This is a genomic window from Aeromicrobium sp. SORGH_AS_0981 (assembly GCF_031453195.1).
Lineage (GTDB): Bacteria > Actinomycetota > Actinomycetes > Propionibacteriales > Nocardioidaceae > Aeromicrobium.
In genome coordinates this window covers 2,265,111-2,287,069 of record NZ_JAVIZD010000001.1, presented here as the reverse complement: position 1 = coordinate 2,287,069, position 21,959 = coordinate 2,265,111, and the positions used below count along the sequence as shown (strand labels likewise).

Here is a 21,959-nt window from a genome sequence, read left to right as displayed (position 1 = left end):
GAGAATCTCGCGTCACCCCAACGCAAAGGGCACCCACGATGCTTCATTCGAGCGTTCGAGCTCGATCGCTTCTGCGTTGGCGACGGGATCCCGTCGCCAACGCAGAAGCCTTGGCCTCCAGCGCATGAACGCAGCATCGTGCGTCCCCCAGCACCAACCCACAGCCCGAGACCCCGGACCAGCGCGCCCGCCAGCCAACCGGTCGAGGCCCTTTCGGAGACCAGACCCAGCGAAGGCCGAGACGGCGCACCAGCAAGGTCACGACCCCCGCAGACAGCGCACCAGCACGACGAGACCGACCGCAGTCAGCGCACCACCACCGTCAGCACGTCACCCCGAGTGGCTGTCCCACTTCTCGAAGCCAAGGACGATGAGGCGCATCTCGCGGCGAGCCTTGCGCTTGATCTCCTCCTCCAGGTCGGGGCGGCCGTCGGGCATCTGCACGACCTGCTCCGCGCGGTAGACCATGTTGCGGACGAAGAGGCCCGACGCGAGCTTGACGTCCTCGGCCGACCACGTGTCGAGGTGCGGGAGGCGGGCGAGCACGACGGCGAGCTCGGAGATGAACAGCTCGAGCTCGCGCTGGATGGCCTGGCGGACGGCCTCGGAGCCGCTGTTGCGCTCGCGGGCGACGAAGCCGAAGTGGGCCTTGTTCTGCTTGACGACGCGGACGAGGATCTCGGCGGAGGCGTCGATGATGTCGGCGAAGGTCTCGGGGTCGCGCTGCGCGTCGCGGATCATGGCGCGCAGGGTGCCGAACGACTGCTCGACGAGGGCCAGGCCGAGCTCGTCCATCGCGGCGAAGTGGCGGTAGAAGGCGGTGGGCACGACGCCCGCCTGCCGTGCGACCTGGCGCAGGCTGGTCTGGGCGAAGCCCTGGGTCTGGCTGAGCTCGAGGGCGGCCGCGAGGATCGCCTCGCGCGTCCGCTCCTTCTGAGCCTGACGCGACGTGTCGGCGCGCGCAGCGGACGGCGACGGACTTCCGGACACGTGGGGAGTCTAGTGGCCCGCGACCCCACCCCACTCGGTGAACACGTGTTCGCGTGCCGGACGTCACGACCGGCGCGTCTTGCCGCGGCCTGCTTCATCGCGCCACACTTTGAGTGTACGCTCGTGCACTGAACTACTCGCCGACCGAAGGAGACACGCGATGGGCCTCGTCCGCACCGCACTCTCGTCGCGAGCCGTCGCGTCCCTGACCTCGCCGCACTCGGTCGACCACTACCTCGACCAGCTGCACCCGATGCTCACGGTCGACGCCGTCCGCGCCCGGGTCGTCGAGGTACGACGCGAGACCGGCGCCGCCAGCACGGTCGTCCTGCGGCCCAACGGCGCGTGGAAGGGATTCGTCCCCGGCCAGCACGTGCAGTTCGGCATCGAGGTCGACGGCACCCGCAAGGTGCGCGTGTTCTCGGTGTCCAGCTCCCGCGCCCGGCGCGACGGCACCTTCAGCGTCTCGGTGAAGGCCCACCCCGACGGCTACGTCTCCCAGTTCCTGCACCGCGAGCTCCAGCCGCGCACCATCGTCTACCTCTCCCAGGCCGAGGGCGAGTTCGTGCTCCCGGACGACGTGCCCGACGACCTCGTGCTGCTGAGCGGAGGCTCCGGCATCACGCCGGTCATGTCGATGGCACGCACGCTGCGCGACCGCGGCCACCGCGGACGCGTCACGTTCCTGCACTACGCCCGCTCGCGCGAGGACGAGATGTTCACGCCCGAGCTCGACCGGCTCGCCGAGGAGCTTCCGGGCGCCGTCGTCCACCGCGTCTACACGCGCGAGCCCGAGGCGGGCGCCGCCCTCGAGGGACGGTTCACGGCCGACCACCTCGACCACCTCGACGTCGACCCCACGACGTCGCCCACCTGGTGCTGCGGCCCGGCCGGCCTGATCGCCGCGGTCCGCGACGTCTACGCCGAGCGTGGCGCGGCCGAGCAGCTCCACACCGAGTACTTCAAGGTGCCCTCCGTCGACCTCACGGCCGCCGACGCCACGGGCACCCTCAGCTTCGACGCCTCGGGCACGACCGCCGAGAACTCCGGCGCCACCATCCTCGAGCAGGCCGAGGCCGCGGGCCTGGCGCCCGAGTACGGCTGCCGGATGGGCGTCTGCAACACCTGTGCCGTCAAGAAGCTCAGCGGCGCCGTCCGCCACGTCGTCACCGGCGAGGTCGGCGCCAACACCGACGAGACCATCAAGGTCTGCGTCCAGGTCCCTGTCGGCGACGTCAGCGTCGCACTCTAGGAAAGGGAGTTCCATGTCTCGCAAGCGCACCCCCATCGCGCCCTACAGCGCGTCGGACCACAACGAGGCGCCCGCACCTCTCGTGGGCACCGACCGCACCAAGCAGTCGACCATCGGGCTCGAGTACATGAGCTACGAGGAGCTCGAGCGCTTCGGCGAGGAGCTCGACGGCATCCGCCAGAAGACGCTCGACTCGCTCGGCCAGGCCGACGCCGACTACATCCGCCGCGTCATCCGCGTGCAGCAGGTGTGCGAGGTGCTGGGCCGCATCGGCATCCTCACGCCGTTCTTCTGGCCGACGTTCGTCGCCGGCATCGTGTTCCTCGGCCTCTCCAAGATCCTCGAGAACATGGAGATCGGCCACAACGTCATGCACGGCCAGTACGACTGGATGAACGACCCGCTGGTCGACGGCAAGCGCTACGAGTGGGACAACGTGGCCCCCGCCCAGGACTGGAAGCACGGCCACAACTACATCCACCACACGTACACGAACATCCACGGCAAGGACCGCGACATCGGCTACGGCCTGCTGCGGATCGACGACGACCAGCCCTGGTACCCGAACCACCGGTTCAACCTGCCGCTCGCGTTCGCCCTGATGCTGTTCTTCGAGTGGGGCGTGATGTACCACGGCCTCGAGCTCGACGAGTACCTCGGCGGCAAGATGACCAAGAAGGAGTTCCGCGACCGCAAGAGCCGCGCGGCCCGCAAGGCCCGCCGCCAGGTCGTGAAGGACTACGTCGCCTACCCCGCCATCGCGCTCGCGCTCGTGCCGTTCGTCGGCTGGTGGGCCCCGCTGGCCGTCATGGGCGCGAACTTCGCCGCCAACCTGATCCGCAACATCTGGACCTTCCTCATCATCTTCTGCGGCCACTTCCCGGCCGAGGTGCAGACGTTCGCCGAGGAGGACGCCGAGAACGAGTCGCGCGGCCAGTGGTACCTGCGCCAGCTGCTCGGGTCGGCGAACATCAGCGGCAGCCGGACGTTCCACGTGCTCAGCGGCAACCTGAGCCACCAGATCGAGCACCACCTGTTCCCGGACATCCCGGCCCGCCGCTACCCCGAGGTCGCGCAGGAGATCCGCGCGATCTGCGAGCGCCACGGCCTGCAGTACAACAGCGGTCGGCTGAGCAAGCAGCTCGCGAGCGTCGCCCGTCAGCTGGCGTCGTACGCCCGCAAGCCCGACGACCCGTACAAGCAGGGCAAGAGCCCGGAGTCGAAGGCGCTGCGTCGCGCCAAGCGCGAGGCTGCTGCCGCGGCCCAGGCCGAGCGCGAGAACATCGCCGCCTGACACGTCGCTGCCCCAGCACGACCCCGCCGACGCCCCGGTCCAGCCCCGGGGCGTCGGTGTGCACGCACCGCGCGGTGCGCCACAATGGTGCCTGCCGACCGACCGCACGACCCCGAGGAGACGGCCATGGCGCTGAGCCGCCGAGAGATCGCCAAGGACGCCGTCCAGCAGGGCGTGGAGGCCGCGATCACGACCGGCGGTCGGATCAGCGCGATCCTCTTCGACACCGCGCGCCGGGTCACGACCGAGCTCGGCGCCTTCGGGACGGAGCTGTTCGAGATCACCGAGGCCAGCAAGCGGGCCGGTGAGGACCCCGATCCCACCGATCGCGTCACACCCACCCATCCGCAGGACCGGTGAGGGCGAATCCCTCACATGACCACCTCTTCGACGTCCGCGACCGGCAGCGACCGCCCCCGGGTCGCCGTCATCGGGTCCGGCGTCTCCGGCCTGACCGCCGCCTACGTGCTGCGCACGACCCACGACGTCACGCTCTTCGAGGCCGACGACCGCATCGGCGGCCACGCCCACACGCACGACGTCGAGGCTGACGGGACGACGCACCACGTCGACAGCGGCTTCATCGTGCACAACGACCGGACGTACCCGCTGCTGCGTCGGCTGTTCGCCGAGCTCGACGTCGCCGTGCACCCCACCGAGATGTCGATGAGCATCCACTGCGACGGCTGCGGCCTGGAGTACGCGGGCGGCCGCAAGCTGCCCGGCCTGTTCGCGCAGCGCCGCCGCATCGTCGACCCCACCTACCTGCGCCTGCTCACGTCGGTGAAGCGCTTCCAGCGCGCCGCCCTGGCGCTGCTGGAGAGCGAGCCCGACGACGCCGAGCCGCAGACGTACGGCGACTTCCTGCGCCTGCACGGCTTCTCCGGCCACTTCGTGGCGCACTACGCGATCCCGGTCGTGGCCTGCGTCTGGTCGTCCGGCCAGGACACCGCGCTGCAGTACCCCGCGCGCTACCTGTTCGCCTTCCTGCGCCACCACGGCTTCCTGTCCGTCACGGGCTCGCCCCAGTGGTTCACGGTGCAGGGCGGCTCGAACGCCTACACCCGCAAGGTGGTCGAGGCGATCGGCGACGTGCGCGCCTCCACCGCGGTCCGCGCCGTCTCCCGCAAGCCCGACGGCGTGGTCGTGCTCGACGCGTCCGGTCAGGAGCACGTCGTCGACTCGGTCGTGATCGCCACGCACGCCGACGACGCCCTCGCGCTGCTCACCGATGCCACCGACGACGAGCGCCGCGTCCTGGGCGCGTTCGAGTACTCCCGCAACGAGACGGTCCTGCACCAGGACGCCAGCGTGCTCCCGGAGGCCGAGGGCGCCCGCGCGTCGTGGAACTACCGCATGGACTCCTGCGAGGGCCGCGGCGAGGCGACCGACGTGACCTACTGGATGAACCTCCTGCAGGGCATCGAGAGCAGCCGCCCGTACCTCGTGAGCCTGAACTCCAGTGACCGCGTCGACCCGACGACGGTGATCGCCACGATGCAGTACACGCACCCGGTCTACACGCCGGCCTCCGTCGCGGCCCAGCGCGAGCTGCCCACGCTCTCCGACGGTCGCACCGCCTTCGCCGGCGCCTACCACGGCTGGGGGTTCCACGAGGACGGCTGTCGCTCGGGCGTCGAGGCCGCCCGGTCGCTCGGAGCGACCTGGTGACGGCCGCCGACGTCGAGCGCACCACGACGGGCGGGACGGAGCAGCGTCGTCTGCCGGTGCTGCCCGCGCTCGTGGTCGGCGACGTCGCCCATACCCGACGCGTGCCGCTGCGGCACCGCTTCCGCTACCGCGTCTACCAGTGGCTGGTCGACGTCGACGACCTCCCGCGGATGCCGCGCTGGCTGCGCCCGTTCTCGACGTTCCGCGCCGCCGACCACATCGGCGACCCCGACCGCTCGCTGCGCGAGAACATCGAGACGTTCTGCCGGGCGCAGGGCCTCGACGTCACCGGCCGCCGGATCGTCATGCTCGCGAACGCCCGCACGCTGGGTCACGTGTTCGACCCGCTCTCGGTCTTCTGGATCCTCGACGGCGAGCGCACCGAGACGATCGTCGCGGAGGTGCACAACACCTACGGCGAGCGGCACGCGTACCTGCTGCAGCCCGACGAGAAGGGCCGCACCGCCTCGGAGAAGGCGTTCTACGTCTCGCCGTTCTTCACCGTGGCCGGACGGTACGACCTGCAGTTCCGGCTGCAGCCCGACGTCGTCGCGAGCACCGTCGTCCTGCGCCAGTCGCCCTCCGACGAGGGCTCCCCCGCCTCGCGTCCCGACGAGGCCGTGTTCACGGCGACGTTCCGCGGCCGGCCGCTGCCCGCCACACGACGTCGGCTGGTGCGGCTCCTCGTGACGATGCCCCTCATGACCCATCGGACCAGCCTGCTGATCCGAATCCACGGTGTGTGGCTCTGGCTGCGCCGACTCCCGGTCGTCCCGCGACCGCATCACGAACCCCAGGAAGGCACGACCCGATGACCGACGTACTCGCCACCCGCTGGCCCGGCATCGCGCAGACCCCGCGCACCCCGTTCAAGGCGCGCGTCGCCAAGGCGATCCTCCGCCCGGCCGTGTCGCGCACGCCCGTGCGCCTGACGTTCCCCGACGGCACCGTGTGGGGAGCCGGCGAGCCCGGCGCACCCGAGATGGAGGTGCGCCGTCCGGCCGCCTTCTTCAGCCGGCTCGGCCACGACACCAAGATCGGCTTCGGCGAGGCCTACATGGCCGGCGACTGGACCACCGGTCCCGGCACCGACCTCGCCGACCTGCTCACGCCCTTTGCGGAGCGGCTGACGACCATCGTGCCCCCGTCGCTGCAGAAGCTGCGCGGCCTCGTCGACCGGCAGCTGCCGCAGCACGAGCGCAACACCAAGGAGGGGTCGCGCTCGAACATCGAGCGACACTACGACCTCTCCAACGACCTCTTCGAACGCTTCCTCGACCCCACGATGACGTACTCCTCTGCCTGGTTCGCGTCCCCGGAGGAGTCGCTGGAGCAGGCGCAGTACCGCAAGCTCGACGGCATCCTCGACCAGGCGGGCGTCACCGAGGGCACGCGGGTCCTCGAGATCGGCAGCGGCTGGGGCTCGCTCGCGATCCGCGCCGCGCAGCGCGGCGCGCAGGTCGTCACGATCACCATCTCCTCGGAGCAGGCCGCCCTGGCCCAGGAGCGGTTCGAGGCGGCCGGCGTCGCCGACCGCATCGAGCTGCGCCTGCAGGACTACCGTGACGTCACCGGCGAGTTCGACGCCGTCGTGAGCTGCGAGATGATCGAGGCCGTCGGCGAGGAGTACTGGCCGACGTACTTCGCCAAGATCGACGAGGTGCTCGCCCCCGGGGGCCGCGTCTCGATCCAGGCCATCACGATGGCGCACCACCGCTACCTCGCGACGCGCAACTCCTACGGCTGGATCCAGAAGTACATCTTCCCGGGCGGCCTGATCCCGTCGCTCGAGGCGATCGACGAGACCCTCGCCGCGCACACCCACGGGCTCGTGGTGACCGACCGGCGCAGCCTCGGGCAGGACTACGCGCAGACGCTGCGTCTGTGGCGCGAGCGGTTCGAGGCGAGCTGGGAGGAGATCGCGACCTTCGGGTTCGACGAGACCTTCCGTCGGCTCTGGGAGTTCTACCTCGCGTACTGCGAGGCCGGCTTCGGCGTGGGCTACATCGACGTGTTCCAGCTGCGCATGGAGCGCCCTGCCTGACCGGTGGACCCGACCCGTGCCCCCTGGGGCCGGTGTGACGGATGCGACCCATCCGTAGACGACGCGGCGTCGAACTCCTGGTGACGGGATCGTCCGTCACGTCGAACAGGAGGGGCCATGGCGAGCACCAGCCGACTCCCGGACCCGATCCAGGAGTCCTACGAGTGGCAGCACCGCGGAGCGTGTCGCGGTGTGGATCCGGAGACGTTCTTCTCCCCCGAGACAGAGCGTGGTCCGCGTCGACGCAGCCGCGAGGCGGTGGCGAAGGCGCTCTGCGCGCGCTGCCCCGTGGTGGCCGAGTGCCTCGACCACGCCCTCACGGTGCGTGAGCCGTTCGGCGTGTGGGGCGGGCTCAACCAGACCGAGCGCGAGCACCTGCTGCGCGATGCCGGTTGAGCTGGGCCGACCCGCTCAGAGCTCGTCGCGGCGCGGCCACGGGTTGACTCGGCAACCGTGCAGCCCCTTCGACTGCTGCTGCATGATCGGCGCCGCCTGACCCCGACCCGGGCAGCCGAGGTGCCCGCGTCCGAGGAAGTGGCCGACCTCGTGGTTGACGACCATGTGCCGGTAGTCGCGCACCGATCCCCTGGCCGACCGCCACACGCGCGTGGTGTGCACCCACCGGTCCTCGTTGATGATCACGTTCCGGCCGACCCGGCAGCTGTAGAGCACGCTGCACTCCGTGGAGTACGACGTGAGGCGCGAGGCCCGCGCGAGCACGAGCGTGAAGTCGCCGCCCGAGCGCACCTCGCGGAACCGGACGCCGGCTCCCGGCCAGCCGCGCGCGTCGGCGAGCGTCTCCGCCGCCTGGCGACGGAAGGTGGCGAGGCCGCCCCGCGCACCGTCGGAGCGGACGGAGTAGGTGAGGGTGCGGCGCGCGTCGCGGCGGTGACGCACCGGTGCGGTCACGGCGGTGGCCGAGGACGTGCGGTGGTAGGCCTTCGAGACCGTCACGCGCACGCGGAGCCGGTGGCCCACGTCGGCCGGTGCGATGGCGTACCGACGCTGCGTGGCGCCCCGGATGACGGTGCGGTCGCGGTACCACTGGTAGCGCTTCGTCAGGCCGCTGCTGCTCCAGCGTCCGGCCGACGCCTGGAGCACCTGGCCGTAGCGTCGGGTGCCGGAGATCCGAGGGGCGGTCCGCACCGTGAGCGGCGCCGGGGCGACTGCGGCCGTAGGACCGGTGGTCGTGCTGGCGGGCTCGAGGCCGTCGGCGCTGGCGACCACGCGAACCGCGACGCGTCGGCCCACGTCGGCCCCCACGAGCCGGTACGTGGCAGCCGTCGCACCCCGGATGGGGGCACCGTCACGCAGCCACTGACGGCTGACCTGCGCGGTCCCGGGCTCGTAGCGTCCGTTCGTCGAGGTCAGCGTGGACCCGTAGCGTGCGGTGCCCGTGACCGCGGGTGCCTCGACGACCTGCACTGCGGCGGGGGTCGGCTCGGTCGGGGTCGGCTCGGTCGGGGTCGGCTCGTCGGCCGACGCGGGGCCGGCGGCGACGAGCAGCCCGACGGCCAGGACCGTGCTCGTCACGAGGGACGAGGCGCGTCGACCGCGGCGGAGGATCGGTCCGGTCGACGTCATCGCGCTCACTCCCAGAAGATGCGTTCGACGACCTGTCTGGCGTGCCGGGTGGCGCGCAGGTAGTCGTCGACCATGCGTTCGCTGTGCTGCTGACCGTACCCCAGCAGGTGCGCGACGCCAGCGCGTTCCTCGCTCTGCTCCACCATCGACTCCGCCGGCTTGCCGCGCATGAGCACGACGGCGTTGCGGATGCGGCTCACCAGCCGCCACGCGTGCAGCAGCACCTCGGCGTCGTCCGCGGTCACCAGCCCGGCTTCGGCAGCGGCTGCGAGGGCGCCGCAGGTCGACGTCGTGCGCAGTCCGGGAACCGCGTGGGCGTGCTGCAGCTGCAGGAGCTGCACGGTCCACTCGACGTCGGCGATGCCGCCGCGACCGAGCTTGAGGTGCGTCTTCGGGTTGGCGCCCCGCGGGAGGCGCTCGGCCTCGACGCGGGCCTTGATGCGCCGGATCTCGCGGACCTGCGCGTCCGAGACGCCGCCGTCGGGCCAGCGCAGCGGGTCGACGAGTGCCTCGAACCGGGCGCACAGGTCGGGGTCCCCGACGCTGGCGCGAGCACGCAGCAGGGCCTGGGACTCCCACACCGCCGAGTACTTCTCGTAGTAGGACGCGTAGGCGGCGAAGGAGCGGACCAACGGCCCGTTGCGGCCGTCGGGCCGCAGCTCGGCGTCGACCTCGAGGGCCGGGTCGTCGCCGGGCGCGCCGAGGGTGGTGCGCAGCGACGTCGCGACGGCCGTCGCGGCAGCCGCCGCCTCCCCGTCGTCGGCGCCGGGCAGTGGCTCGTGCACGAACATGACGTCGGCGTCGGACCCGTAGCCCGACTCGCGGCCGCCGAGACGGCCCATGAGGACCACGGCCATCCGCGTCGGGAAGGGCTCCTTGCCGGCCTCCTCCCGCTGGCGGGCGACGGCTCCGATCGAGGCGGTGAGCGCGGCGCCGAGCGTCGCCTCCGTGAGGTCGGACAGCGCGGTGCCGACCTCGTCGATGTCGAGCCGGCCCAGGACGTCGGCGATGCCGATGCGCGACAGCTCCCGACGTCGCACGCGGCGGACGGCCTTGATCGCCTGGTCGGGGCGGGTGTGTCGCCGCGCGGCGAGCTGCATCTCCCCCTGCAGACGTTCCGCGTCGCGCGGCACCAGCTCGGCGTCGTCGCCCAGCAGCGCGACGGCGTCGGGGGCACGCTGGACCAGGTCCGACACGTAGCGGCTCGAGCCGACGACCGCCGCGAGCTGCTCCGCACCCTCGCCCTCGTCGCGGAGCTTGCGCAGGTACCAGTGCGACTCCCCCAGCGACTCGCTGATCCGCCGGAACGCGAGCAGGCCGGCGTCGGGCGCGGGCGACTCCGCGAACCACTGCAGCATGGCCGGCAGCAGCGAGCGCTGGATCGCGGCGCGTCGGGACACGCCCGACGTGAGGGCCTGGATGTGCGCGAGGGCGCCCTTCGGGTCCTTGAAGCCGAGTGCCATGAGCCGGGCCTGCGCCGCCTCGGGCGTGAGCCGCAGACCCTCGTCGGGCAGGGAGGTGACCGCCTCCAGGAGCGGTTGGTAGAAGAGCTTCTCGTGCAGGCGTCGCACGAGGCGCTTGTGGGCCTGCCAGTCCTTGACCAGACCCTCGGCCGGGTTCGCCCGGTAGCCCATGGAGCGGCCGAGACGTCGCAGGTCCTCCTCGTCGTCGGGCACGACGTGGTTGCGGCGCAGCCGGTAGAGCTGGATGCGGTGCTCCAGGGTGCGCAGGAACTCGTAGGCGTCCTCCAGGGCGGCGCCGTCGCGCCGGCCGACGTAGCCACCCTCGGTGAGCTCGCGCAGCGCCTCCAGGGTCGTCGGGCTGCGCAGCGACGCGTCGCCGCGACCGTGCACGAGCTGCAGCAGCTGCACCGAGAACTCGACGTCGCGCAGACCGCCCGAGCCGAGCTTCAGCTGCCGGTCGCGCTGCTGCGACGGGATGTTCTCGATGACGCGCGTGCGCATCGCGCGGACGTCGCGCACGAAGTTCTCCCGGGTGCTGGCGTCCCAGACCTTCGGCGACAGCGCGTCGAGGTAGGCCTGGCCGAGCTCGGCGTCGCCTGCCGCGAACCGTGCCTTCAGCAGCGCCTGGAACTCCCACGTCGACGCCCACCGGTCGTAGTAGGCGACGTGGCTGCGCAGCGTCCGGCTGAGCGGGCCCTGGGTCCCCTCGGGTCTCAGGTTCGCGTCGACCTCCCAGATGGTGCCCTCGCGAGTGTGGTCGGAGCAGAGGCGCATCATGGCCGACGCGAGACGGGCGGCGATCCGTCCTGCGGCCTGCTCGTCGGCGCCGTCGACGGGCTCGTGCACGAAGATCACGTCGACGTCGCTGACGTAGTTCAGCTCGCGGCCGCCGGTCTTGCCCATCGCCATCACCGCCAGCCGCACGCAGTCGGCGTCGGGCTCGTCGCGGCGCGCCAGGTCGAGCGCGGCGCCCAGGGTCGCCATGGCGAGGTCGGCGAGCTCGGCCGACGACTCCTCGAAGCTGGTCAGCGCGGTCAGGTCGCGGGCGGCGACGTGCAGCAGCTTGCGGCGGTAGGCGACGCGCAGGGCGTCGGCGTCGTCGGCGTCACCCAGCTGCTGGCGCATGACGTCGAGGTCGAGCGGGACGGGCGACAGCCGGTCGGCGGCGAGGTCCTCGACGTGCTGCGGGTGCCGGGCGAGGAAGTCGCCGAGCGCCTCGCTGGTGCCGAGGACGATGAGCAGTCGCTGCCGCAGCTCCGCATCTCCCCGCAGGGTCGCGAGCAGCCGCTCGACCCCCCACGTCTCCGCGATCGCCACCAGCGACGCGAGCGCGGTGTCGGGGCTGGCGACGGACGCCACCTGCTCCACGAGTGCGTCGTCGATGCCGTCGAGGCGGGCGAGGTGGGCCGCGGCAGCCGCCCCGTCGCGGAACCCGCGACGCGCCAGGGCCAGCTCGGGAGACTCGGTGGGCACGCTCGCAGGCTACCGGGGGCGCGTGGAAGGTCGGTGATCACCGGCGGCGGTGGCTGCGACCTGCGGCTGCGCTCGCGCGACTTCTCTCTCGGATGGGGCTGCGCTGGTGCGGCTTCGAGTCGTCGTGCGCTCCGAAGGGCCTCGACCGGGCGGCCGGCGAGCGCGCTGGTCCGGAGTCTCGGGCCGCGGGTCGCGCACGGGGTGGAGGCAGGACACTCTGCGTTCTCGCCCCCTGAGCGGTAGGTGTGCCACCGAATCGCCGTCGGCGGTGGATCTGCCACCCTTCCCAGCGCTCGACAGGTGGCAGGCCTACCGCTGAGCGGGGCAAGGGTGGCAGGCCTACCGCTGAGCGGGGCAAGGGTCGCAGGGATCCTCCCTTCGTGCGCTGAAGCACGAACGCTTCTGCGTTCACGACGGGATCCCGTAGCAAACGCAGAAGCCTTCGACCTCCGACGCACGAACGCAGAATCTTGCGTCCACCCCCAGCACCAACCCGCAGCCCGAGAACCCAGACCAGCGCCGCCGCCAGCCGCCCGGTCGAGGCCCTTTCGGAGACCACACCCAGCGTCAGCCGAGGCAGCGCACCAGCAACCGAAGACCCCCTGCGCCAGCGCACCAGCAAGGTCACGAGGACCGCAGACAGCGCACCAGCAACGTCAAGACTGACGAAGTCAGCGCACCTGCACGGTCACGGCCGGCGCACAGCCGACCGCCCCGCCCGTCAGAGGACGGGCAGGAGGCGGTCGATCTCGAACTGGGTCACCTGGGAGCGGTAGGCGTCCCACTCCTGACGCTTGTTGCGCAGGAAGAAGTCGAAGACGTGCTCGCCCAGCGTCTCGGCGACGAGCTCGCTGCTCTCCATCTCGCGGATCGCCTCGTCGAGGTTGCGCGGCATGGGCGTCAGACCCATCGTCTTGCGCTCCCGGTCGGTGAGCGACCAGACGTTGTCCTCGGTCTCGGGCGGCAGGGTCGAGCCGTTCTCGATGCCCTTCAGCCCGGCGGCGAGGACGAGCGCGTAGGTGAGGTAGGGGTTGCAGCCGGCGTCGATGCCGCGGTGCTCGACGCGCGCGGAGCCGCTCTTGTGCGGCTTGTACATCGGCACCCGCACGAGGGCGGAGCGGTTGTTGTGGCCCCAGCTGAGGTAGTTGGGGGCCTCGTAGCCGCTCGCCAGCCGCTTGTAGGAGTTGACCCACTGGTTCGTCACGGCGGTGATCTCCGGCGTGTGCTCGAGGACGCCCGCGATGAAGGAGCGGCCGGTGGCGCTCAGCTGGTACTCGGCGCCCGCCTCGTAGAAGGCGTTCTCGTCGCCCTCGAACAGCGACAGGTGCGTGTGCATCGCGGAGCCGGGGTGCTCGGTGAACGGCTTGGGCATGAACGAGGCCCACTTGCCCTGGCTGAGCGCGACCTCGCGCACCACCGTGCGGAAGGTCATCACGTTGTCGGCGGTGGAGAGGGCGTCGGCGTAGCGCAGGTCGATCTCCTGCTGTCCCGGCCCGCCCTCGTGGTGGCTGAACTCGACGCTGATGCCCATGTTCTCGAGCATCGTGATGACCTCGCGACGGAAGTCCTGGCCGCCGCCCTGCGCGGTGTGGTCGAAGTAGCCGGAGTCGTCGACGGGCACCGGCCGGCCGCCGACGTCAGGCTTGCCCCGGAAGACGTAGAACTCGATCTCCGGGTGGGTGTAGAAGGTGAAGCCGGCCTCGGCGGCCTTCTGCAGCGACCGCTTCAGCACGTGCCGCGGGTCGGCGAACGACGGCGAGCCGTCGGGCATCGCGATGTCGCAGAACATGCGGGCCGTCGCGGGCGCCTCGCCCCGCCACGGCAGGATCTGGAAGGTCGACGGATCGGGCTTGAGCAGCATGTCGGCCTCGTGCACGCGGGCGAAGCCCTGGATCGCCGACCCGTCGAAGCCGATGCCCTCGCTGAAGGCTCCCTCCAGCTCCGCCGGGGCGATGGCGACCGACTTCAGCGAGCCGAGCACGTCGGTGAACCAGAGCCGCACGAACCGGACGTCACGCTCCTCGAGCGCCCGGAGGACGAAGTCTTCCTGCTTACCCATGGCCAGAGTCTCGCACGGGTCGTGTTACGGCGATGTTTCGTGGTCGGGGCGGCTCAGCGGAGCGTGCGCGGGCCGTCGTCGACCATCCGTCCGCGGACGTACTGCCACCCGTCGTCGGTGCGCGCGAAGCGGCTCACCTCGTGCAGGACACCTGGTTCGTCGGCGAGGTAGGCAGCCCGGAACTCCACCACGCCGAACGTGTCGTCGACGTCGCCGGCCTCGGTGCGCAGCACCTCGAGCCCGAGCCACTCGAGGCCCGGGTCGTGGTCGACGCGCGCCGGACGGGTGGTCGGGTGCCAGGTGCGCAGGAGGTGACCGCCGTCGCCGCGGACGTAGGCGGTGTAGCGGGACCGCATGAGTCGCTCCGCCGTCGGGACGGGCTCGCCGTCGAGGTACGGCCGGCAGCAGCCGTCGAAGGGTGCACCGGTGCCGCACGGGCAGGTCCTCGCCATGACGACATGATGCGGCACGCTCGACGGCCTAGGCTGACCACGTGCCTCAGCTCCGACTCGCCCTCGCTCAGGTCAACCCACGTCTCGGCGACCTCGACGGCAACGTCGAGCTCGTCGTCGCCGCCGCGCACGAGGCGGCGCAGGCGGGCGCCCACCTGCTGGTGCTGCCGGAGATGGTGCTGAACGGCTACCCGGTCGAGGACCTCGCCTACCGGCTGTCCTTCATCGAGGCCAGCCGCGCCCTGGTGCCCGACCTCGCGACACGCCTGGCCGACGAGGGCCTCGGCGACCTCGTGGTCGTCGTCGGGCACCTCGACACCGCGAAGGACCACATCGACACCGAGCGGCTCGGGGTGCCGAAGAACGCGCCCACGAACTCCGCGTCGGTGCTCACGGGCGGCCGCGTCGTCACCCGCTACGACAAGCACCACCTGCCGAACTACGGTGTGTTCGACGAGTTCCGTCACTTCGTGCCCGGCGACGAGACGCAGGTCGTGCAGGTGCACGGCGTCGACGTCGCCATCGCCATCTGCGAGGACATCTGGCAGGACGGTCCGTCCGCCGCAGCCGACGCCGCGGAAGCCGGTCTGCTGGTGGTGCTCAACGGCTCCCCGTACGAGGCCGCGAAGGACGACACGCGGCTCGAGCTCTGCGCCCGACGCGCCCGCGAGGGCAGCTGCGCCCTCGCGTACGTGAACCTCGTCGGCGGCCAGGACGAGCTGGTCTTCGACGGCGACTCCCTCGTCGTCGACGCCGCCGGCGAGCTCGTCGCCCGTGCGGCGCAGTTCGAGCCCGAGCTGCTCGTGGTCGACCTCGACCTTCCCGCCGCGACGGCCCCCATGCCCGATCGCGACACGCGCTTCCACGGCCTGCGCGTCGAGCGCACCGTCATCTCCGCCGACCCGCTCCCGGCCTACGAGCCGGTGGCCCCGACGGTCGCCGAGCGGTGGGACGACCTCGGCGAGCGGTACTGGGCGATCGTGCTCGGCCTGCGCGACTACGTGCGCAAGAACGGCGGCTCGACGGTCCTGATGGGCCTCTCCGGCGGCATCGACTCGACGCTCGTCGGTGCGATCGCCGTCGACGCGCTCGGTGCCGAGAACGTCTTCGGCGTCTCCAACCCGAGCGCGTGGTCGACCGACCACAGCCGCACCGACGCCGACGAGCTCGCCCGACGCACGGGACTGCAGCTCGACACCGTCCCGATCGCCCCGATCTTCGAGGCCTACCAGTCCGCGTTGCACCTGGACGGCATCGCCGAGGAGAACCTGCAGGCCCGCATCCGCGCGGTGATCTGGATGGGGCTGTCGAACCAGCACGGCCACCTGGTGCTGGCCTGCGGCAACAAGTCGGAGCTGGCCACGGGCTACTCCACGATCTACGGCGACGCCGTGGGCGCCTACGCACCGATCAAGGACCTGCCCAAGACGCTCGTGTGGGAGGTCTCGCGGTGGCGCAACCGGTGGGCCGAGGAGCGCGGCGAGACGCCCCCGATCCCCGAGAACGCGATCAGCAAGCCGCCGTCGGCGGAGCTGCGCCCCGGCCAGCTCGACTCCGACTCGCTGCCGCCGTACGAGCTGCTCGACGCCGTGCTCGACGCCTACGTGGAGCGCGACCTCGGCGTCGCGGCGGTGATCGCGGAGGGCTTCGACCCTGCGCTCGTGGAGCGGGTCGTCACCCTCGTCGACAAGGCCGAGTACAAGCGCCGTCAGTACCCGCCGGGCCCGAAGGTCAGCCGACGCAACTTCGGCCGCGACCGGCGCGTGCCGATGACGAACGGGTGGCGCGAGTCGCTCGACTGAGCGCGACCGTGGCTCCGGCGCATGACCTGGGGCACAGCGACGTGACAAACGTCGTCGATGCGGCAGGATGGGTCACGTCCGTGGACCCCCACCGAGGGGCTGCGAGAAGAGAGGGAAGACCATGACCGAACCCACCCCTGCCCCGACGCAGGCCGGCACCCCCGTCGGCGCCGAGGAGCCCGCGCCCTACGGCGGCGGCACCTCCCCCGCCCCGGCACCCGCTGCCGGCCCGGCGGCCGGCCCGACGACCGACCCCGCCATCCGACGTGTCCGGACGCACCACCTGCAGCAGTGGAAGGAGCAGGGCCACAAGTGGGTCATGCTCACCACCTACGACCAGTACACGGCCGCGACGTTCGACGAGGCAGGCGTGCCCGTGCTCTTCATCGGCGACTCCGCCGCGAACAACGTCTTCGGCTACGCGTCGTCGCTGCCGGTGACGGTCGACGAGCTGCTGCCGCTGGTCAAGGCCGTCACCCGCACGGCTCGTCGCGCGCTCGTCGTGGCTGACCTGCCGTTCGGCTCATACCAGCGCTCCCCCGAGCAGGCGTACGACACGGCCGTGCGCTTCATGAAGGAGGGCGAGGCGCACGTGGTCAAGCTCGAGGGTGGTGCGGAGATGGCGCCGCAGATCGAGCTGCTGACGAAGGGCGCGGTGCCCGTGATGGCCCACATCGGCTTCACGCCGCAGGCCGAGCACGCCCTCGGCGGCTACCGGGTGCAGGGTCGCGGCGACGCGGCGTCACGTCTCATGGAGGACGCCCTCGCGGTGCAGGAGGCCGGCGCCTCCTCGGTCGTCATGGAGATGGTGCCGGCGCCCATCGCGGCCGAGATCACCGAGCGGCTGCACATCCCGACCATCGGGATCGGCGCCGGCCCGAGCTGCGACGCCCAGGTCCTCGTCTGGCAGGACATGCTCGGCCTGCGCACGGGCAAGGCGCCGCGCTTCGTCAAGCGCTACGCCGACCTGCACGGCATCATCCTCGGCGCCGCGCAGGAGTTCGCGGCCGACGTCGCGTCCGGCACCTTCCCCGCGCCGGAGCACTCCTTCGACGCCTGACGCAGGCTCGCCGGCCGGGCCTGTTGACGTGGGGCCCCACGTGAACAGGCTCTCCCCCACGCAGTTGGCGTGCGCCCGATCTGCGCGTTTGCGTGGGGCCCCACGCAAACGGTCAGACCTGCCAGCCCCAGGCGAGCACGCCCACCGCGTTGAGGGCGACCCAGGCCGCGAGGGCGTACACCGGCACCCAAACCGCGTCGGCGGGACGGGTGGCGATGCGGCGGCGCAGCAACGGGACGAAGCACGCCAGCACGAGCAGGTGCAGGAGGATGCCCCACCACGGTGCGTAGAGCACGGTCGAGACGACGAGCCACAGCATGACGACGAGTCCGCCGACCCCGATCCACGGGCCCGACCGCTCCCGCTCGCGTCGTGTGCGCCTCACGGGCGAGGGGCGTCGTCGTTCCAGTCCGGGTCGTTGTCCCACGACTCGTTGCGCTCCTGGACGGTCTCCAGGGCGTGCTCGGCGGCACTCTGCGTCGGGTACGGGCCGAGACGGTCGGAGGCCTTGCAGCCGTCCTCCCCCTCGACGGTGTGGTGCTTCAGGCAGAAGTAGAAGGCGGGGGCTTCGGCACTCATGACGCCATCCTGCCGCACCACGAGCACCACCGCCCCTCACCCGGGCCGGCTCCGGCGGTCCTCGTAGCATGCCGGGGTGACTCTCCTCAGCCCCGGCCACGTCTCCCCGCTGCGTCACGTCCCGTCGACGATCGATCGTCCCGAATACGTCGGCCAGCCGGCACCGCTGCCCTACCGTGGCCCGCTGGGGCGCGACGCCGACACCATCGAGCGGATGCGGGTGGCGGGCCAAATCGCCGCCCAGGCTCTCGACGCCGTCGAGGCGGCCATCGCGCCGGGCGTCACGACGGACGAGCTAGACCGCGTCGGTCACGAGTTCCTCCTCGACCACGGCGCCTACCCGTCCACGCTCGGCTACCGCGGCTACCCGAAGTCGCTGTGCAGCAGCGTGAACGAGGTGATCTGCCACGGCATCCCCGACGACCGTCCGCTCGACGACGGCGACATCGTCAACATCGACATCACCGCCTACGTCGACGGCGTCCACGGCGACACCAACAAGACCTACCTCGTGGGTGACGTCGACGAGGAGTCGCGGCTGCTCGTCGAGCGCACCCGCGAGGCCACCCACCGGGCGATCCGGGCCGTGAAGCCGGGTCGGCGCATCAACGTGATCGGTGCGGTCATCGAGGCCTACGCCAAGCGGTTCGGGTACGGCGTCGTGCGCGACTTCACGGGTCACGGCGTGGGGCCCGCGTTCCACGACGGCCTGATCGTGCCGCACTACGACGACCCGGCCGCGGACACGGTCATCGAGGTGGGGATGACGTTCACGATCGAGCCCATGCTCACCCTCGGCACCATCGAGTGGGACCAGTGGGACGACGGCTGGACGGCCGTCACGCGCGACGGCTCGCGCACCGCGCAGTTCGAGCACACCCTGCTCGTCACGCCCGACGGCGCGGAGATCCTCACCCTCCCCTGACCCGGGTTCGAGGGGAGGTTCGCGCCCCGGCAGGGGTGCCGGGCCCTGGGCGGCCGACGGCCGGCGGGGGTGCCGGGCCCTGGGCGGCGATGGACACCGAGAGGGAACGAGGCGGCCTGTAAGCCGGATTCTGTCCCCGGCCCGAGGGCCGGGGGGCGACCATCCATCTGGGTCACGCATTGCTGCGCGCCTCGAGCGACCTACCCGCTGACATCGGACGAGCAGCCCGTCAGCGCAGGCGCCGGAGCGCCCTCTTGGTCTTGCTCCCGGTGGGGTTTACCGAGCCGACGCCGTCGCCGACGTCGCTGGTGAGCTCTTACCTCACCGTTTCACCCTTACCCGCACCCCGTGACCCGAAGGTCGCGGGGCCGCTGGCGGTCTGTTCTCTGTGGCACTGTCCCGCACGTCGCCGTGGGTGGCTGTTGGCCACCACCGTGCTCTGCGGAGTCCGGACTTTCCTCGACGGGCCGGAGCCCGCCGCGGCCGCCCGGCCGCCTCGTTCGTCGCCCAGTCTAGGCCGCAGGTGACTCCGCCCGGGACCCCGGACACGTCTACGCTGGACGTGTGGAGCTCGAGGACGAAGCCCGGACGACGTCGACGGTCGGCGAGCTGCGCCCGCGCCTGCACCCGGAGCCGGTCGTGTACGCGATCGTCGCGCCCGGCTTCGACACCTCGACGGCCCTCGCCACCGTGCGCGAGCGCGAGGGCCTCACGGTCGTGGTCGAGCAGGTGGAGGCCGAGGAGGACGGGCTCGTGTACGAGTTCGTGGGCGCGTGGATCACGCTCGCCGTGGTCTCGGCGCTGGACGCGGTCGGGCTCACCAGCTCCATCTCCACCGCCCTCGCGGCCGAGCAGATCGCCTGCAACGTCGTGGCCGGCTTCCACCACGACCACCTCGTCGTCCCGTGGGACCGACGTCACGATGCGCTGCGCATCCTCGATGCCCTAGGGTGAGGGGCGCGAAAGGGAGTAGTCCCCAATCGCTGCGTCGACATACTGATGCCGGGTCCTCGGGCCCCGCCTCCGGTGCAGCGGGCCAGGGCCGTGCGAACGGTCCGGCGGACGAGACTTTCGACCCGACTGTCGTACACACACGACGATCCGGGTCGAGGCTCGTCGATCGTCGCTCCTCGTCCTGGGTCGGACGAGGAGAATCCCATGTTCGAGGCCCTGTGGCTCAGCACCGCCGTCATCTTCGTCGCCGAGCTCGGCGACAAGAGCCAGCTGATGGCGATGACGTTCGCCACCCGGTACCGCGCACGCGACGTGCTGCTCGGCATCACCCTGGCGACGGCGATCGTCCACCTCGCGTCGGTCGGCATCGGCTACGCGATCGGCTCGAGCTTCGAGCAGTACCAGGGACCGATCGCGATCGCGGCGGGTATCGCCTTCCTCGGCTTCGCGGCCTGGACGCTGCGCGGCGACGAGCTGACCGACGACGAGGCCGAGAAGGCGAAGAAGGCCACCGGGTCGGCGCTCCTGGCCGTGGGCCTGGCGTTCTTCCTGGCCGAGCTGGGTGACAAGACGATGCTGGCGACCATCACGCTGGCCGTCCGCGAGGACTGGCTCGGCACCTGGATCGGCAGCACCGTCGGCATGGTCGCCGCCGACGCCCTCGCGATCGTCGTGGGCGCCGTCCTCGGCAAGCACCTCCCCGAGAAGGTCATCAAGATCGGTGCTGCGGCCGCGTTCGCGATCTTCGGCGTGCTGCTGATCGTCGAGGGCCTGCGCTGACCGGCCGGAGCGTGCGTGCGCGGCGCCGTCGCGTCCCTGCGGGGACGGGCGGCGCCGCGGGCCGATGCGACCTCGATAGGCTCGCCAGGTGCTGATCCTGCTCCCGCCCTCCGAGGGCAAGACCGCACCGGCCGACGGCCCCACGCTCGACCTCGAGGCGCTGTCGTTCCCGCGGCTGCACCGCGTGCGCGACCAGGTGTCCCGCGCGCTCGTGCGACTGGCCGCCACGCGCCGGGCGGCCGAGGTGCTCGGCCTCGGCCCGACGCAGGCTGACGCGATCGAGACCGACGCCCGCCTGTTCGAGGTGCCGTGCGCCCCTGCCGGATCGGTCTACACCGGGGTGCTGTTCGGCGAGCTCGACCTCGCCTCCCTCGACGCCGACGCGACGGCGCGTGCGGACGCTTCGGTCGCCGTCGCGAGCGCGCTCTTCGGGCTCGTCCGCGTCGGCGACCCGATCCCGGCGTACCGGCTGTCGGGCACGGTCACGCTCCCGCGCCTCGGGCCGGTCGCGGGACGCTGGCGTCCCGTGCTGCCCGACGTGCTCGACGAGGCCGCCGACGGCGGTCTGCTGGTCGACCTGCGGTCCGGCGCGTACGTGAACCTGGGCAAGCCGTCCGCCGACCTGGCGCCGCGCACCGCGACGGTGCGCGTGCTGCACGAGCAGGACGGCCGCCGCACGGTCGTCAGCCACTTCAACAAGGCGACCAAGGGTCGGCTGGTCCGCGCGCTCCTCGTCGAGGGCGCGCAGCCGACCTCGGTCGACGAGCTCGTGGTCGCCTGGCGCGACCTCGGCTGGACGGTCGAGCAGGACGGCACCCGTCTCGACGTGGTCACCGCCGGCACGCACTGACCGGACGCGTCCGGCCCCTCTACTCCGGGACGATCGAGAACCCGCGCAGCGACGGCGTGCCGTCGGGCCACCAGGCGATCGTGGTGATGCTGGCGGGGGCGAGCTCCATGCGGTGGATGATCGACATCGGTCCGTCGAGCGCCAGGCGCGTCATCAGCTTGATGGGGGTGACGTGGCTGACCACGACGACCGTCTCCCCCGCGTGGTCGGCGAGGATCCGGTCGCGCGCCTCACGGACCCGCTCCTGGACCTGGTCGAAGGACTCGCCACCGGGAGGGGCGACCGACGTCGAGGCGAGCCAGGCCGACATCTCCTCGGGCCAGCGCTCCATGATGTCGCCGAAACCGTGACCGTCCCAGTCGCCGAAGGCGGCCTCCTCGACGCCGTCGTCGACCGCAACCTCCAGCCCGGTCTCGCGGGCGACGAAGCCGGCCGTCTCCCGCGTCCGCCGCAGCGGGGACGCGACGATGGCGTCGACGTCGTGGTGCCGCGCGATCCACGCTGCGGCCCGGGCGGCCTGGGCCTCCCCCTCGGCGACGAGACCGGGGTCGGAGCCACCTCGCCCGCAGAACAGCTTGCGCTGGGTGTTGGCCGTGACACCGTGCCGCAGGAGCACCAGGGTGGTCGGGCGTCCGTGCACGTCGCCACGCCAGCCGAGCAGGGGGTTGGTGTCCTTGGCGCCGCCCGCGGCAGGTGCGTCGACCGCGGCCGTCACGTCGTCGGCGGG

At 71.7% G+C, this 21,959-nt stretch carries 21 protein-coding genes and 1 other RNA gene; 13 read left to right on the top strand and 9 right to left on the bottom strand.

Going from position 1 to position 21,959, the window contains the following annotated elements:
* Positions 1-330 precede the first annotated feature (330 nt).
* Positions 331-990, bottom strand: coding sequence for a TetR family transcriptional regulator (locus tag QE370_RS11565; RefSeq protein ID WP_067858495.1), 660 nt, complete (start codon positions 988-990; stop codon positions 331-333).
* 160 nt (positions 991-1,150) lie between these two features.
* On the opposite strand from QE370_RS11565, the gene QE370_RS11560 reads away from it, so the two are divergent.
* The 7 genes from QE370_RS11560 to QE370_RS11530 all read left to right on the top strand — a co-directional run bounded on the left by QE370_RS11560 (position 1,151) and on the right by QE370_RS11530 (position 7,647).
* Complete coding sequence (locus tag QE370_RS11560) at positions 1,151-2,242, top strand: ferredoxin reductase (RefSeq protein ID WP_309634445.1); 1,092 nt, start codon at positions 1,151-1,153, stop codon at positions 2,240-2,242.
* A 13-nt stretch (positions 2,243-2,255) separates the two neighbouring features.
* On the top strand, positions 2,256-3,536 hold the full coding sequence (locus tag QE370_RS11555) for an acyl-CoA desaturase (protein WP_309634444.1): 1,281 nt from the start codon (positions 2,256-2,258) through the stop codon (positions 3,534-3,536).
* A 126-nt stretch (positions 3,537-3,662) separates the two neighbouring features.
* Positions 3,663-3,896: a hypothetical protein gene (locus QE370_RS11550; RefSeq protein WP_253023168.1), complete on the top strand. Its 234-nt coding sequence runs from the start codon at positions 3,663-3,665 to the stop codon at positions 3,894-3,896.
* A 15-nt stretch (positions 3,897-3,911) separates the two neighbouring features.
* On the top strand, positions 3,912-5,207 hold the full coding sequence (locus QE370_RS11545) for an FAD-dependent oxidoreductase (protein WP_309634443.1): 1,296 nt from the start codon (positions 3,912-3,914) through the stop codon (positions 5,205-5,207).
* Positions 5,204-6,022, top strand: a complete 819-nt coding sequence (locus QE370_RS11540; protein WP_309634442.1) for a DUF1365 domain-containing protein — start codon at positions 5,204-5,206, stop codon at positions 6,020-6,022. The genes QE370_RS11545 and QE370_RS11540 overlap by 4 nt, the downstream gene beginning before the upstream one ends.
* On the top strand, positions 6,019-7,251 hold the full coding sequence (locus tag QE370_RS11535) for a cyclopropane-fatty-acyl-phospholipid synthase family protein (protein ID WP_309634441.1): 1,233 nt from the start codon (positions 6,019-6,021) through the stop codon (positions 7,249-7,251). Before QE370_RS11540 ends, QE370_RS11535 begins: the two co-directional genes overlap by 4 nt.
* A 117-nt stretch (positions 7,252-7,368) precedes the next feature.
* Entirely contained in the window at positions 7,369-7,647 is a 279-nt protein-coding gene (locus tag QE370_RS11530; protein WP_067858509.1) for a WhiB family transcriptional regulator, read from the top strand.
* A 15-nt stretch (positions 7,648-7,662) separates the two neighbouring features.
* On the opposite strand, the gene QE370_RS11525 is transcribed toward QE370_RS11530, so the two are convergent.
* From QE370_RS11525 to QE370_RS11510, 4 genes are all read right to left on the bottom strand, one after another.
* Positions 7,663-8,835, bottom strand: a complete 1,173-nt coding sequence (locus tag QE370_RS11525) for a DUF3152 domain-containing protein (RefSeq protein WP_309634440.1) — start codon at positions 8,833-8,835, stop codon at positions 7,663-7,665.
* A gap of 5 nt (positions 8,836-8,840) precedes the next feature.
* Entirely contained in the window at positions 8,841-11,771 is a 2,931-nt protein-coding gene (locus QE370_RS11520) for a bifunctional [glutamine synthetase] adenylyltransferase/[glutamine synthetase]-adenylyl-L-tyrosine phosphorylase (protein WP_309634439.1), read from the bottom strand.
* Positions 11,772-12,492: 721 nt separating this feature from the next.
* Entirely contained in the window at positions 12,493-13,830 is a 1,338-nt protein-coding gene (locus QE370_RS11515) for a glutamine synthetase family protein (RefSeq protein WP_253023160.1), read from the bottom strand.
* 53 nt (positions 13,831-13,883) lie between these two features.
* Positions 13,884-14,282: a YchJ family metal-binding protein gene (locus QE370_RS11510; protein ID WP_309634438.1), complete on the bottom strand. Its 399-nt coding sequence runs from the start codon at positions 14,280-14,282 to the stop codon at positions 13,884-13,886.
* A gap of 41 nt (positions 14,283-14,323) precedes the next feature.
* Here QE370_RS11510 and QE370_RS11505 point away from each other — a divergent pair, with 41 nt between their 5' ends.
* Entirely contained in the window at positions 14,324-16,084 is a 1,761-nt protein-coding gene (locus QE370_RS11505; protein WP_309634437.1) for an NAD+ synthase, read from the top strand.
* Between the two features lie 121 nt (positions 16,085-16,205).
* Positions 16,206-17,144: a 3-methyl-2-oxobutanoate hydroxymethyltransferase gene (panB, locus tag QE370_RS11500; RefSeq protein ID WP_309634436.1), complete on the top strand. Its 939-nt coding sequence runs from the start codon at positions 16,206-16,208 to the stop codon at positions 17,142-17,144.
* A gap of 112 nt (positions 17,145-17,256) precedes the next feature.
* Here panB and QE370_RS11495 read toward each other — a convergent pair whose 3' ends face one another.
* The gene (locus QE370_RS11495; RefSeq protein ID WP_309634435.1) at positions 17,257-17,529 is read right to left on the bottom strand and encodes a hypothetical protein; all 273 of its coding nucleotides are present in this window, start codon (positions 17,527-17,529) and stop codon (positions 17,257-17,259) included.
* Positions 17,526-17,723 (bottom strand): hypothetical protein, encoded by a 198-nt coding sequence (locus QE370_RS11490; RefSeq protein WP_253023155.1) that lies wholly within the window; start codon positions 17,721-17,723, stop codon positions 17,526-17,528. The genes QE370_RS11495 and QE370_RS11490 overlap by 4 nt, the downstream gene beginning before the upstream one ends.
* 76 nt (positions 17,724-17,799) lie before the next feature.
* Here QE370_RS11490 and map point away from each other — a divergent pair, with 76 nt between their 5' ends.
* Entirely contained in the window at positions 17,800-18,648 is an 849-nt protein-coding gene (gene map, locus QE370_RS11485) for a type I methionyl aminopeptidase (RefSeq protein WP_309634434.1), read from the top strand.
* 103 nt (positions 18,649-18,751) lie between these two features.
* On the opposite strand, the gene rnpB is transcribed toward map, so the two are convergent.
* An RNA gene (gene rnpB, locus QE370_RS11480) (RNase P RNA component class A) lies at positions 18,752-19,147 on the bottom strand.
* 65 nt (positions 19,148-19,212) lie between these two features.
* Here rnpB and QE370_RS11475 point away from each other — a divergent pair.
* The 3 genes from QE370_RS11475 to QE370_RS11465 all read left to right on the top strand — a co-directional run bounded on the left by QE370_RS11475 (position 19,213) and on the right by QE370_RS11465 (position 21,232).
* The gene (locus tag QE370_RS11475; RefSeq protein WP_253023153.1) at positions 19,213-19,602 is read left to right on the top strand and encodes an ACT domain-containing protein; all 390 of its coding nucleotides are present in this window, start codon (positions 19,213-19,215) and stop codon (positions 19,600-19,602) included.
* Positions 19,603-19,806: 204 nt separating this feature from the next.
* Entirely contained in the window at positions 19,807-20,382 is a 576-nt protein-coding gene (locus QE370_RS11470) for a TMEM165/GDT1 family protein (protein WP_253023151.1), read from the top strand.
* 88 nt (positions 20,383-20,470) lie between these two features.
* Positions 20,471-21,232, top strand: coding sequence for a peroxide stress protein YaaA (locus QE370_RS11465; RefSeq protein ID WP_309634433.1), 762 nt, complete (start codon positions 20,471-20,473; stop codon positions 21,230-21,232).
* A 19-nt stretch (positions 21,233-21,251) separates the two neighbouring features.
* On the opposite strand, the gene QE370_RS11460 is transcribed toward QE370_RS11465, so the two are convergent.
* On the bottom strand, positions 21,252-21,947 hold the full coding sequence (locus QE370_RS11460) for a histidine phosphatase family protein (protein ID WP_309634432.1): 696 nt from the start codon (positions 21,945-21,947) through the stop codon (positions 21,252-21,254).
* Positions 21,948-21,959: the final 12 nt, after the last annotated feature.